Below are 12,998 nucleotides of genomic sequence, written 5' to 3'. Positions count from 1 at the left end.
CTAATTAGGAGGAAGATTATGTTTTTTAAAACAGTAGCATCGATTTCGACAAGTGAACTAGAGAAAATAACCGCAGAAAAGCCGCACATCATTGATGTACGGGAAACACATGAATTTCAAGGAGGTCACATACCTGGAGCAAAGAATGTACCATTAGGTAAAATAGCTAATCATACACCTAAAGGTAAAACATATGTGATTTGTCAATCAGGCATGCGCAGTAAAAAAGCTTCAAAATTGTTAATGAAACAAGGCTATGATGTGGTAAATGTCCGTGGCGGCATGTCATCTTGGGCTGGATCTACAAAGGGAGGAAAACTGTAATGAAAATTGTTATTGTAGGAGGCGTAGCTGGTGGAATGTCAGCAGCTACTCGATTGAGACGGTTGAATGAAACAGCAGAAATCATTATATTAGAAAAAGGACCTTATGTTTCATTTGCCAATTGTGGCCTTCCATATTATGTGGCTGGTGAAATTGAGGAACGCAGCAGCTTGTTGGTACAAACACCAGAAGCTTTGCGAGCACGTTTTGAACTGGATGTACGTCCTTATAGTGAGGCAGTATCGATAGATGCTTCTCTAAAAGAAGTAATTGTGCGTACGGCAGAAGAAGAGTACACACTATCTTACGATAAATTGATCCTTTCTCCTGGAGCTAAAGCGTTTATCCCACCAGCTAAAGGACTAGAGGAAGCGAAGAATATTTTCACATTGCGTTCTGTTCCGGATGTAGATGGAATCACTGCTTTCATGGATGCTCACAATCCTAAAAAAGCTGTAGTGATCGGAGCTGGATTTATCGGTTTAGAAATGGCTGAAAGTTTAGTTCATCGTGGACTAGATGTTACAATTATTGAAAAAGCACCGCAAGTACTACCACCGTTAGATGAAGAGATGGCAGCGTATATTACTAAAGAATTGCATGAGAACGGTGTTAAATTGTATACGGGATTGGCTGCTGAGTCGTTTGAAGAAGAAGGAAAAGTTGTTGTGCTTGAAAATGGCGAACGCTTAGAAAGCGATATGACATTGATGTCAGTAGGGGTTAAACCTGAAACGACTTTGGCTTTAACAGCGGATATTGAAACTGGTGTACGTGGTGGTATATTAGTAGATGAGAACTATGAAACGAGTCAAAAAGATATTTACGCGGTTGGAGATGCAATCGTAGTGAAACAACAAATCAATGGAGAAGATACGATGATCGCTTTAGCTGCTCCTGCTAATCGTCAAGGCAGACAAGTTGCAGATGTTATCAGTGGATTACCTCGAAAAAACAAAGGTAGTATTGGTACCGCAATTGTTCGCGTATTTAACCAAGTAGCAGCATCGACTGGACTAAATGAAAGACAATTGAAATCAGCAAACGAAACATATGAAATTGTTCATATCCAAGGAAAAAGTCATGCAGGATACTATCCAAATGCCGGTACGATCTTATTGAAAGTACTGTTTAATCCTGAAAACGGAAAAATTTATGGCGCCCAAGCTATTGGTGATGATGGAGTAGATAAACGTATCGACATCATTGCAACGGCTATCAAAGCAGGTATGACTGTTCAAGATTTGCCGGAATTAGAGTTTACCTATGCTCCTCCATTTGGATCAGCAAAAGATCCTGTAAATATGGCTGGATATGCTGCTTTAAACTTGATTGAAGGCGTTAGTGAGTCAATTCAATGGCATGAACTTGAAGCAAACCAAGAAGCCGGTGATTTATTACTGGACGTTCGTGAAGAAGATGAACTTGAAATAAATGGCAGCTTAGAAGGATCAATAAATATTCCTTTAAATAGTTTAAGAGACCGATTATCAGAAGTACCTAAAGATAAATCAATTATTGTGAGCTGTCACAGTGGTTTACGTAGTTATATTGCTGAACGAATTTTAAAACAAAATGGATATAAGGTTAAAAATCTAGATGGAGCATTTGCTCTTTACTCAACAGTCAGACCAGAAAAAATCAGACTAGAAAAGGTGGAAAAATAATGTTTAATTCAATATCAATGCAAGAATTTGAACAAAAATGGAAAAGAGAGAAACTTCCGTTAGTAGATGTGCGAGAAATAGATGAATGGCAATCGGGTCATTTAGACGGGGCAATCCATATACCTTTAAATGATTTATCAGATGCTAAAGAAAAGTTAAATAAAAAACAAGAATACTACGTTATGTGTTATTCAGGAGCACGTTCTGCGATGGCTTGTCAGCAGTTAGCGAGAGAAGGATATAAAGTAACCAATGTAATGGGTGGTATATCAGCTTGGAGAGGAGAGACCGTATAGTGGAATATGATGTGAAAATTGTAAACCGTCTAAAACGATCAAATGGCCAATTTCAAGGTGTATTGAAGATGATAGAAGAGGGACAAGACTGCGCATCAATTGTGACTCAGTTATCAGCTGTACGTGCTAGTATCGATCGTGCTACAAGTTTGATCGTAGCAGGAAATTTAATAAAATGTGTACAAGAAAATATTGAAGAGGGTACTACTGGAGAAGAAAGTGTCCAACAAGCCATCAATTTGTTAATGAAAAGTAGATAAATAGAGGCAGATTCTTTCTAATAGAGTAGGTTTGTTTGAAAAGTTGATTTTAAATAGTTATTTAATAGACACATTGCTATTCATGCAGTGTGTCTTTTTATGTATATTTTTATAAGTAGAAAGTGCAAATAGATTTTTTTAAAAACATAATATTAGTTTTTTATTTAAAAGTGTTTGCTTATTCGTTGACTTTATTTTTAATGTGACATACTATATGGATAAGCTGTATCTTATTTGGAAGGGGTCAAGCAATGGAATTAAATGAAAGACAAACAAAGATCATCGAAATTGTAAAAAATAACGAACCCATTACAGGCGAAAAGATAGCTTCGACATTAGGTTTCTCCCGTGCAACATTAAGGCCTGATTTATCCTTGTTAACATTGAGTGAATTGTTGATCGCAAAACCTAAAGTAGGTTACTTCTATAATGCACATAGAGTAGACCCTTTTATCATAAAAGCTATTAAAGAAAAAAAAGTAGAAGACGTTATGAGTGTTCCCGTAATTGTAAGCTCTAACACATCTATTCAAGATACGATAATCAAAATGTTTTTAGAAGATGTAGGATCGGTTTATGTTACAGAAAATCATAGTCTTATCGGATTGGTTTCTAGGAAAGATTTACTAAAAGCTGTCATGGGGAAAATGAATATTGAAGAAATGCCCGTCAGTATGGCAATGACCAGAGTCCCTAATGTTGTCTATGTACTTAGTAATGATTCAGTTGAATACGCGACAAAGAAACTTTTAGCTCATGAAGTCGATAGTTTGCCAGTAATAGACAACAGTGATGGAAAAGGGTCAGAAGGATTAAAAGTAACTGGTAAATTTTCAAAAACATTGATCAGCCGTCTATTCTTAAATGTTATCGAAAATGAAATTTAGGAGGAACATATGAAACCTTTAACAATTTATCTTATTTCTGACTCGATAGGGGAAACGGGTGAACAAGTGATCCATTCTATCTTATCCCAATATTCAATCGAAGTAGGGGAAATCAAAAAGTTTACGCATGTATTAACTAAACAAATGTTAGAAGCCATACTTGTCAATATTAGTGAAGATGAAAATGCTGTTGTTTTTTATACATTAGTCCAAAAAGAGCTGAAACAATATTTAACAGCATTTTCTGAGAATAATAAGCTTCTTCTCGTTGATATATTAGGCGATGGCATGTCAGCCATCCAAAAAATCACGTCCTTAGAGCCAATGGGAGAACCAGGAATTATCCGTAAGATGGATAAAAAGTACTTCAGCAGAATTGAAGCAATCGAATTTTCCGTCCGATATGACGACGGGAAAGATCCAAGAGGAATATTAAAAGCAGACTTAGTTCTTCTCGGGGTATCCAGAACATCAAAGACCCCCTTGTCTATTTATCTAGCAAACAAAAATATTCGTGTTTTAAATATCCCGCTTTTCCCAGAATCAGATCCGCCGAAAGAGATTTACCAGATTTCATCGACTAAAATCATTGGTTTAACCAATTCACCAGAAAAATTAAACAGTATCAGGAGAGAACGGTTGAAAACCTTAGGGCTGCCGCAAAATGCCAGTTATGCAGATACGAATCGTATCTTAGAAGAATTGGACCATGCGGATAAAATCATGAAAAAAATTGGGTGTTTAGTCATAGATGTTTCGAATAATGCCATCGAAGAAACAGCAAATTTAATTATTGAATATATGAAAAAAATTGATAAAAAGGTATTTAATGTTGATTGAAAATAGAAAAGATATTAAATAGTCAAAATGCATGTATCCTAATAAAGAAAGAGGCTGAACTAATGACTGAAAAATACGTTTATGATTTTAATGAAGGTAAAAAAGAAATGAAGGAATTACTTGGTGGTAAAGGAGCTAACTTAGCTGAAATGACAAATCTTCTGCTTCCTGTTCCGCCGGGATTCACTTTAACTACCGAATCTTGTAACCGCTTTTTTAATGAAAATAAAAAGATTTGGTCTAGTTTAGAAGAAGAAATAAACATCCATTTAAAAGCACTTGAACAAGCTACAGGGAAAAAATTCTCAGATCTAGAAAATCCGCTACTTGTATCGGTTCGATCTGGGGCAGCTCAATCGATGCCAGGTATGATGGATACTATTTTAAATCTGGGTTTAAATGACCATTCAGTTATTGGATTGGCCAAGAATACAGCTGATGAACGTTTTGCATATGATAGTTACCGTCGTTTCATCCAGATGTTTTCGGATGTGGTCATGGAAATTCCCAAAACACGCTTTGAGTCGATATTGGAAAATAAAAAAGCCGAAAAAGGCGTTGAGCTAGATAAAGAACTTAGTGGAGATGACTTAAAGTCAGTAGTAGAAGCGTATAAAAAAGTTTATTTAGAAGAGGTAAAAGAAGACTTTCCACAAGATCCTATGGTGCAATTAGAACTGGCTATCAAAGCAGTATTTACATCATGGAACAATCCAAGAGCGATATTTTATAGGAATATGCATGAGATATCTACCTTAATAGGTACTGCTGTTAATATTCAAGCAATGGTCTTTGGAAATAAGGGAGAAACTTCTGGGACAGGCGTGACGTTTACTAGAAATCCTGTGAATGGGAACAACAAACTCTTCGGCGAATTTTTATTGAATGCTCAAGGAGAAGATGTCGTTGCTGGTATACGTACACCAAATGATATTGCAGTATTAAATGATCTGATGCCTGAAATTTATAATTTGCTAGAAACAGCAGCAAATACTCTTGAAGATCATTATAAGGATATGCAAGATATCGAGTTCACCATTGAAAAGGACAAACTATTTTTATTGCAGACGCGAAGTGGAAAAAGAACGGCACAGGCTGCTATCAATATTGCGGTTGATTTGTACAATGAAGGGAAAATCACCAAAGAAGAAGCGCTATTAAGAATCAAACCGCAACAATTAGAACAATTGCTGCACCCTAATTTTGATGAAAAAGCCGTTGATCAAGCAACTATTTTGGCAAAAGGGCTTGCTGCTTCGCCTGGTGCGGCTTCAGGTATCATTTGCTTCACTCCGGAATCAGTAGAAATAGCCTTTGAAAAAGGAATAAAATCGATTTTAGTGAGACAAGAAACGTCGCCTGAAGATATATCTGGAATGGTAAAAGCAGAAGGTATCTTGACCGCTAGAGGGGGAATGACGTCACATGCTGCAGTGGTTGCTCGCGGAATGGGAAAATGTTGTGTTGCAGGATGCTCAGAGCTAAAGGTTAATGAAGTAGAAAAAAGAGTGAAATACAATGGCGGTATATTGTATGAAGGAGATTTGATTTCACTGGACGGGGCAAGTGGAATGGTTTACCTAGGCGAAATTGAAAAGAGTAAAGCAACTTTAGGCGGAAAATATGATCAATTAATGGAATGGGTCGATGAAGTAAAAGCAATGGCAGTTCGGACCAATGCAGATACACCAGAAGATGCGAAGCAAGCCTTAGAATTTGGTGCAGAAGGAATTGGGTTAGTTAGAACTGAGCATATGTTTTTCAAAGAAGATCGCATTTCTTCAGTCAGAAGAATGATTTTAGCTGACTCGGTTGAGGAGCGAATGAGAGCGTTAAATGAAATATTGCCTATACAAAAAAACGACTTCTATCAAATCTATCAAGTCATGGGTGAACTGCCTGTAACGATTCGCTTACTGGACCCGCCTTTACATGAATTCATGCCTGTAAAAGAAGAGGATATAAGCCGATTAGCTGCGACGATGTCCTTTAGTTTAGCAGCGTTGAAAGAGCGTATCGAAGATCTTCATGAAGTGAACCCTATGTTGGGACATCGCGGTGTCCGGTTAGGGATAACGTATCCTGAAATCAGCAGGATGCAAGCTAGAGCGATCATGGAAGCAGCTTTAGAATTTAAGGCTGATAGAAATTGTGAGATCCAGCCAGAGATCATGATTCCTTTGGTCAGTGATGTAAAGGAATTGACTTATATCAAAGCCGAAATTGAAGATGAAATCAAAAAAGTCTTTACTGAAAAGGGAGAAACATTAAGTTATCATGTTGGAACAATGATTGAAGTCCCTAGAGCTGCTTTGACTGCTGACAAAATTGCTGAGGAAGCAGACTTTTTCAGTTTTGGAACAAATGATTTAACTCAAATGGGATTTGGCTTTTCAAGAGATGACTCAGGAAAATTCATTTCTGAATATATGGATAAAGGTATTCTTGAAAATGGGCCTTTTGATACTATTGATCAAGAAGGTATCGGTCAGTTAGTAGAAATAGCTATTGAAAAAGGTCGCCGAATCAAACCGAATTTAAAGGTCGGAATTTGCGGCGAACATGGCGGAGATCCGGCATCAATTGAATTTTTCCAAAAATTGGGATTTAGCTATATTTCTTGCTCACCATATCGTGTACCGATTGCACGTTTAGCCGCTGCTCAAGCAGCTATAAAATACCACGTAGTAAAAGAACCAATTTCTGATAAGTTAGTCACTAATTTCAGTTAGTCGAAAATAATGATCAAACAAACTAAAAATAGTAGTTTAACCGAAATTAGGTTGAACTACTATTTTTATTAGGGTAGTATTCAGAAATATGGTTGAATCTTTATCTTGCTAAAGGCTATTTTAATTCATTCCTTAGAATTATGAATTCTTTTCGGATAGTCTGTACAATAGGGGTAACACATTTTAAAAGGAGGCGCGTGATGAAAAAAGAGAAATATTCTAAAGATGCAATGCGCGTTTTAAAAGAGACTAGTCGAACATTTTATATACCCATTACTTTTTTGAAGGCTGACTTAAAGTATTCAGTTTCGTCTGCTTATTTGGTTTTGCGAGCAATAGATGAAATTGAAGACCATGAAAACATCTCAAATGAGACCAAATATGATCTTTTAATGCAGCTTAGTGAACTTTTTAAACGGCCGTTCACCCAAGAGGAGTATTTAGAAATTATCGCTCCTGTAAAAGAGCAATTGCCTGAAGTTTCTATCCGCTTATATGAGTGGATCCAAGCTTGTCCAGAGGGTTCTTGCTCATTGATGATGGAAACAGCTAGTGAAATGGCATTTGGAATGGCAAAATGGGCAAATAAAAATTGGCAAATACACACAAAAGAAAATTTAGACGACTACACTTATTATGTTGCAGGATGTGTAGGAGTGTATCTTTCTAAACTATGGAAATGGTCTTATGATCAAGAATTAAATGAAGAACTTGCGATAGGGTTTGGTCGAGGACTTCAAGCTGTTAATATTTTGCGTAACCAAAAGGAAGATAGTGAAGAACGCGGAGTCAGCTTTACTCCAGATGGATGGACAAGAGAGCAACTTTTTGCATACGCAGATGAAAATTTGGCCGAAGCGAATGCTTATATCGAAACGCTTGATGAAAGAAGTACGGTTCTATTTTGCCGGTTGCCGCTAGCTTTTGCACACAAAAGTTTAGCAGCAATGAAAAAGGGTCAGAAAAAAATGTCCCGAGCGGAAGTAGAACAAACCGTCGCAGAAGTGCAATTGGAAGTAGATGCGAAATGATATAAATATAAAAATAGAACCCAATAAAGATGTTCTCAACTGAGAACGACTTTGTTGGGTTCTATTTTTAGTGGTGATAGATTTAATCCAATTACTTAGCCAAAATTTCTGAAGTATACACACCATTTGATGTAGAACCTTTATTGTGAAATGAGATAAAATAAGCGTTAAACCGGTTTAATTCCAGAAGAAAGTTCTTTTGAAATACCAACAACCCGTTATTTAACCGTAAAGTTTGATCAGAATTTCTTTTTAGGGTGGCGATCAACTACTTCAGGATATTTTATCAGTAATGCTTCGCCAGCTGGTGTAATCTGGTACCCTCTAATTTTGAAATGTGGGGCAAGTTGCTCTTCTGTTAATGGTTCTTTAGCGAGTTCCATGAGCTCTGATTTTTTTAATTTAGAATAACCCGTTACCCCAAATTTCTTTAAAATGGCTTTTAGTTGTGCGGCATTCAGATAAGGCAATGAATCGATTGCTGAAAGTTCTTTAGCATACCCTTTTTGTTGGATTTCATTTAGGGCTTGTGCGGTATTGATACCGTAATTGTACTCGAAATATTTTGGATAACCGCTGATTGTTGTGAAGGTGCCAAAATTAATACGCCACAACAAGATAAGGTGACCAGGAAGGATATCTTCTTCAAATCGAACCATATTTTGTTTAGGAACGAGGCTTTCGGAACCAATACTCACTAAATTTAGCCAATCTTTCAAGTTGCGCTGTGGTGAAATATAAGGAACTTCAGCGTGATTTTCATATAAAGAAAAAACTTTTTGTACCTCTGGATCGTTTAAATCAAGATGGCTATTTTGTTTAGCAAAGTTTTTTGTATTCATATAGACCCTCCTTAATGACTGTACTTTCTGTTTCAAGTATAGCGTAAAAATGGCTAACTTTCACGGATTCAATAGAGGAGTAAATTATGGACCTTTTTGAGTGTGCTTATTGTTTCATATAGTGTTGTAACGCACCTAATTAAGTGAGTTAAAATGCTGTGTAAATAAATTATTCTTTGCTACAACTATCTTTTTGGGCATAGTATAAAATGAAGCATTTAAAATCAATCGCTTTCACAGCGGAATAACAACTAACATACAACATGTTGTACTTTTCTGTAAAAAAATAGCATATGTTGTGTAATTTAAGGTTGAAATAATTATATAATCATAGTATCATAACAAAGTTGCTAATTAATGAATGTGTAATGGTAGGCTAAAAAATAATAGCTGAGTATGTAGAACATCCATAAAGATAAAGCAGTAATTAAATAGAGAAAGGGTAGCTCACTAGGGCTACTCTTTTTCCTTGAAATAAGGAGAGGGGTAGATGGCGATTTTAGTAATTGGTGGAATGATCGGAGCAGGAAAAACAAGTGTAGCAGAACTTTTGGGAGGTTCTTTGGGTAGTGAGGTGTTTTATGAAAATGTAGACGATAATGAAATCTTGCCTTTATTTTACACAGCAAGCGAAGAGGAACAAAGAGTAAAACGGTACCCTTTTTTATTACAATTGGAGTTTTTGAATAGTCGTTTTAAAAGCATTAAAGAGGCGTTACATAACAAAAATAATGTTTTAGATCGTTCAATTTATGAGGATTGGTATTTTGCTAAAGTAAACATGAATCTAGGACGTATTTCAGAAACGGAATTTAGTATATACCAAAAGTTACTTGATAATATGATGGAAGAATTGCAAGAATTACCTAAAAAATCACCAGACTTAATGGTGTATTTAAAGGGATCATTTGAAACGATTATTTATCGTATTGGTTTGCGTGGCAGAGATTTTGAGCAAGATCAAGGTTTACTAGATTATTACAGAGCACTTTGGGAAGGGTATGATGATTGGGTCACTAAACATTATGATGCATCGGATGTGTTGATCATCAATATAGATGAGATCGATGTAGTGAATAACCCAGAAGATGCCTACACGGTTGTAACAATGGTTAACGATAAATTAGCAGAGATGGAGATAAGCAATAAATGAATAAATTGATCACGATTTTAGGAATTATAGTTATGTTGGGGGTCGTCTATCTCTTATCGGATAATAAAAAAGCTATCAATAAAAGAACCGTATTTACTGCTTTAGGAGCGCAATTAGTTTTAGCACTATTTTTAATTAAGGTTCCTTTAGGTAGTTGGATCATCGAACAGTCAGCAAGAGCGGTAACTAAGTTGTTTAGTTTCGCTAATGAAGGACTAACCTTTGTTTTTGGTGATCTATTTGGACAAGGGTATTTCTTTATTGATGTGCTGGGTGTCATTATTTTCTTATCTGCTTTAACAGGTATCCTAAGCTATTTAGGTGTAGTCGGCTGGATAGTAAAAATAATAGGAGGAGCGGTAGGTAAAATATTAGGTACTGAGAAAGCTGAGTCGTTTGTAGCTGTGGCTAATATGTTCTTAGGCCAGACAGAAGCACCTTTCCTAGTTGCGAAATATTTACCAAATATGACAAAGTCAGAGTTGATGACAGTTATGGTTTCAGGGATGGGCTCAGTGTCAGCCTCTATTTTAGTTGGGTATAGCCTGCTGGGTATTCCTATGAAATGGCTGCTGATCACAACAGCTTTGGTTCCCTTTGGTTCACTATTAGTTGCCAAAATTTTGACACCTGAAACAGAAATCAGTAAAGTATCAGATGTGACATTAAACCGTAAAGGTGCTAATACATCCGTTTTTTCTGCTATGTCTGAAGGAATCAATAATGGGTTGCAAATGGTTTTAGGTATCGGAGCTAGTTTGATTGCCGTCATCTCGATCGTGGCATTACTAAATAGTATTTTAGGTCTAGTAGGTACGAGTTTTACAGAGGCGCTAGGTTATATCTTTCTGCCAATCGGTTGGCTGATGGGGTTAAACGGCTCTGAAGCAATGATTGCTGGACAAATTTTAGGTACAAAAATGTCTATTAATGAATTTGTAGCTTATGCAGATCTAGCACCTATGATGGCTGAACTATCTGAAAGAGCTGTCGCTATGTTATCTATTGCTGTGGGAAGTTTTGGAGCATTTGCCAGTATCGCTATTTGTGTAACAGGTTTATCCGTATTTGCGCCAACTAGAAAAAATGATTTATCTAAACTTGCGCTAAGAGGAATGTTAGGCGGGTTTATTGTTCCTATCTTGTCTGCCATGTTTGTTGGATTGTTTTTATAAAGAAGAAGCTGCTAATGTAAATTATTAGCGGCATTTTTTTTGCTTTGATAGCACCAGAATTGATTGGCTAACAGTTCAGCTTCGGTTGCTGTGAGCAGAATTACAGGTAACGCTTTCAATATTTATAAGATAAAGTTACAATTACTTCATAATAGGTTGAATACTTAGTGATTAGACAGAGTGAGAGGAAGGGTTAAGAAAATGAGTGATCGCGACAAACAAAATAAATACAACCAGCAGAGCAATATCTCAAATTCTTTGTATGCTAGAGTAAATGTAGGCCAAGATGCTGATAAAAATTCATTAGATAGTGCTGAGCCTATGCACACTGGAGGGAGTATGAATAATGATGATGAAAGAGTTAGCGATAATAACTCTTTTACACATATGTTGTTATTTTATATTATTGGATTTCTAGTATCTGCGATCATTGGTTTCGGTGTTTTCAAGTTATTCCAAGATTATTTCTATGGAGAAAATCTGAATCAAGCATTTCCGTCACTAGCATTATTCGCAGGATCTCTTATTAGTGGTTTTTTTATTTCAGCGGTTATTCTTAAAGTGGCTAAGAGATGACTTTTTAAATTGAAAGCGTTATAATTAGTTTGGAATGCTAGTATAATTAAGTAATATAGCTTTAAGAAACCAGATCAAAAGGAGGAAATAGTAATGGATCATAAAGATTATGGTAAAAAGCCTTATATGTTTAATATTGAAGATGCAACTGCTCAGAATAACAACTTCCGTACGACAATTTGGACAGGTAAAAAACTGCAATTGACGGTCATGTCTATAGAACCAAATGATGAAGCTGGGTTGGAAGTTCATGAAAGAAGTGACCAATTTATACGCGTTGAAGAGGGTCAGGGTGTATGTAAAATGGGGTCTACTAAAGATAATCTAGATTTTGAAAGAGCCATCACTAAGGACGATGCTATACTCGTACCAGTAAATACGTGGCACAATATCATTAACACAGGCGGTAAGCCATTGAAATTATATACGATATATTCAGGACCAGAACATGAAGAAGGAGCAGTACATCACTCTCGTGAAGAGGCTCCCAGATAGCCGGATGAACATGAACAGCAGAAAATGATTCAACCCTTAAGCAATGATTGTTGAAGTGGACTTGAAAGTTAGCTGAACCGTTAGTTTAGTGTTTAGCTGACTTTTTTTTGCGGTGATTTTTTAAATAGAATGAAGGAATGGATGTACTAACTTGAGTTAAAAGGGGTTAGTTTTTTTTAGTGGTTTAAATGGAATGAGAAAAACAGATCAGGGACAATGATCAACATTGCCCTAATCTGTTTTTTTTCAAAATGTATTTAAAAAGATGGTCAATCTGAACTTCAAAAAGCCGACTTAATTAGGTACTATATATCCTTTGTGGCTTAAGATTTTAGCGGAATGCTTATCCGCTGGTACATACCCTTTTTCAAGCAAGCTATTGATGTACAATTTGTTGTAGATAAAAGCAAAAATCAAACTAGAGAGGTCCAAAGAAAGGGCAAAACAAACGAGTTGAATAAAAAACCACTTCATATCACCTCTAAAAAGAGCTGGTATAAAAGCAAAAAATAAAGTTGTCCATGAAAAACCGATTTTTGCGTGTTTTATTTGGCGAGTGTGAGGATTAGTCAAAGATACTTTCATAATAATCAAGTTCCTTTCGTTTCTTTCGATTATACCATAGGTCTGAAAAAGAGATGGCAAAGGACCGCTTGGAATAATTTTTTAATTGTTCAAAAAAATTAATATAATTTAAAACTTTCTTGGATAGGTCTTCTT

The 12,998-nt window shown here is 36.1% G+C and carries 14 protein-coding genes; 12 read left to right on the top strand and 2 right to left on the bottom strand.

Going from position 1 to position 12,998, the window contains the following annotated elements; translation table 11 throughout:
- Positions 1–18: 18 nt before the first annotated feature.
- The 8 genes from BR50_RS04195 to BR50_RS04160 all read left to right on the top strand — a co-directional run bounded on the left by BR50_RS04195 (position 19) and on the right by BR50_RS04160 (position 8,037).
- Positions 19–324 (top strand): rhodanese-like domain-containing protein, encoded by a 306-nt coding sequence (locus BR50_RS04195; RefSeq protein ID WP_034546571.1) that lies wholly within the window; start codon positions 19–21, stop codon positions 322–324.
- A complete protein-coding gene (locus BR50_RS04190; protein ID WP_034546570.1) occupies positions 324–1,991 on the top strand; it encodes an FAD-dependent oxidoreductase in 1,668 nt (555 codons plus the stop codon). Before BR50_RS04195 ends, BR50_RS04190 begins: the two co-directional genes overlap by 1 nt.
- Positions 1,991–2,287, top strand: a complete 297-nt coding sequence (locus BR50_RS04185) for a rhodanese-like domain-containing protein (RefSeq protein ID WP_034546569.1) — start codon at positions 1,991–1,993, stop codon at positions 2,285–2,287. Before BR50_RS04190 ends, BR50_RS04185 begins: the two co-directional genes overlap by 1 nt.
- Positions 2,287–2,547 carry a metal-sensitive transcriptional regulator gene (locus tag BR50_RS04180; RefSeq protein ID WP_034546568.1) on the top strand — a complete coding sequence of 87 codons (261 nt, stop codon included), beginning with the start codon at positions 2,287–2,289 and terminating at the stop codon, positions 2,545–2,547. Before BR50_RS04185 ends, BR50_RS04180 begins: the two co-directional genes overlap by 1 nt.
- A 251-nt stretch (positions 2,548–2,798) precedes the next feature.
- Entirely contained in the window at positions 2,799–3,434 is a 636-nt protein-coding gene (gene ccpN, locus BR50_RS04175; protein ID WP_034546566.1) for a transcriptional regulator CcpN, read from the top strand.
- 9 nt (positions 3,435–3,443) lie between these two features.
- Positions 3,444–4,274, top strand: a complete 831-nt coding sequence (locus tag BR50_RS04170; RefSeq protein ID WP_034546564.1) for a pyruvate, water dikinase regulatory protein — start codon at positions 3,444–3,446, stop codon at positions 4,272–4,274.
- Between the two features lie 62 nt (positions 4,275–4,336).
- Entirely contained in the window at positions 4,337–7,006 is a 2,670-nt protein-coding gene (gene ppdK, locus BR50_RS04165; protein WP_051905733.1) for a pyruvate, phosphate dikinase, read from the top strand.
- 200 nt (positions 7,007–7,206) lie between these two features.
- The gene (locus tag BR50_RS04160) at positions 7,207–8,037 is read left to right on the top strand and encodes a squalene/phytoene synthase family protein (RefSeq protein ID WP_034546562.1); all 831 of its coding nucleotides are present in this window, start codon (positions 7,207–7,209) and stop codon (positions 8,035–8,037) included.
- Between the two features lie 239 nt (positions 8,038–8,276).
- Here the strand turns inward: BR50_RS04160 and BR50_RS04155 are convergent, their stop codons facing one another.
- Positions 8,277–8,879, bottom strand: coding sequence for a hypothetical protein (locus tag BR50_RS04155; RefSeq protein ID WP_034546560.1), 603 nt, complete (start codon positions 8,877–8,879; stop codon positions 8,277–8,279).
- Between the two features lie 490 nt (positions 8,880–9,369).
- Here BR50_RS04155 and BR50_RS04150 point away from each other — a divergent pair, with 490 nt between their 5' ends.
- From BR50_RS04150 to BR50_RS04135, 4 genes are all read left to right on the top strand, one after another.
- Positions 9,370–10,032, top strand: a complete 663-nt coding sequence (locus BR50_RS04150; RefSeq protein WP_034546558.1) for a deoxynucleoside kinase — start codon at positions 9,370–9,372, stop codon at positions 10,030–10,032.
- Positions 10,029–11,207 carry a NupC/NupG family nucleoside CNT transporter gene (locus tag BR50_RS04145; protein ID WP_034546556.1) on the top strand — a complete coding sequence of 393 codons (1,179 nt, stop codon included), beginning with the start codon at positions 10,029–10,031 and terminating at the stop codon, positions 11,205–11,207. Before BR50_RS04150 ends, BR50_RS04145 begins: the two co-directional genes overlap by 4 nt.
- A 201-nt stretch (positions 11,208–11,408) precedes the next feature.
- Positions 11,409–11,783 carry a hypothetical protein gene (locus tag BR50_RS04140; protein WP_034546554.1) on the top strand — a complete coding sequence of 125 codons (375 nt, stop codon included), beginning with the start codon at positions 11,409–11,411 and terminating at the stop codon, positions 11,781–11,783.
- An 87-nt stretch (positions 11,784–11,870) separates the two neighbouring features.
- Positions 11,871–12,278 (top strand): cupin domain-containing protein, encoded by a 408-nt coding sequence (locus tag BR50_RS04135; RefSeq protein WP_034546552.1) that lies wholly within the window; start codon positions 11,871–11,873, stop codon positions 12,276–12,278.
- A gap of 294 nt (positions 12,279–12,572) precedes the next feature.
- Here the strand turns inward: BR50_RS04135 and BR50_RS04130 are convergent, their stop codons facing one another.
- The gene (locus BR50_RS04130) at positions 12,573–12,863 is read right to left on the bottom strand and encodes a hypothetical protein (RefSeq protein ID WP_034546550.1); all 291 of its coding nucleotides are present in this window, start codon (positions 12,861–12,863) and stop codon (positions 12,573–12,575) included.
- Positions 12,864–12,998: the final 135 nt, after the last annotated feature.

Origin of the sequence: Carnobacterium alterfunditum DSM 5972 (assembly GCF_000744115.1) — a bacterium.
GTDB lineage: Bacteria > Bacillota > Bacilli > Lactobacillales > Carnobacteriaceae > Carnobacterium_B > Carnobacterium_B alterfunditum.
This window is presented reverse-complemented; position numbering and strand designations above follow the sequence as displayed.